This is a genomic window from Pseudomonas sp. HMSC057H01 (genome assembly GCF_001836405.1).
Taxonomy (GTDB): Bacteria; Pseudomonadota; Gammaproteobacteria; order Pseudomonadales; family Pseudomonadaceae; genus Pseudomonas; species Pseudomonas aeruginosa.
Map to the genome: position 1 here is coordinate 1 of NZ_KV828446.1, position 308 is coordinate 308.

1 pseudogene is annotated in these 308 nt (G+C 66.6%); it reads left to right on the forward strand.

What is annotated here, in order from left to right:
• A pseudogene (locus tag HMPREF2581_RS11630) lies at positions 1 to 308 on the forward strand (glutamine synthetase); the annotation flags it as partial.

A 308-nucleotide genomic window follows, 5' to 3' on the forward strand; every position in this document is an offset into this window, starting at 1 on the left:
TTCTTCGCCGACCCCCGCGAAGTCCTGCGCCAGGTGGTGGCCAGGTTCACCGAGATGGAACTGACCATCGTCGCCGCCTTCGAGCTGGAGTTCTACCTGATCGACCAGGAGAACGTGAACGGCCGGCCGCAGCCGCCACGCTCGCCGATCTCCGGCAAGCGTCCGCAGTCGGTGCAGGTGTACTCCATCGACGACCTCGACGAATACGTCGAGTGCCTCCAGGACATCATCGACGGCGCCCGCGCCCAGGGCATCCCGGCCGACGCCATCGTCGCCGAATCCGCACCGGCGCAGTTCGAGGTCAACCT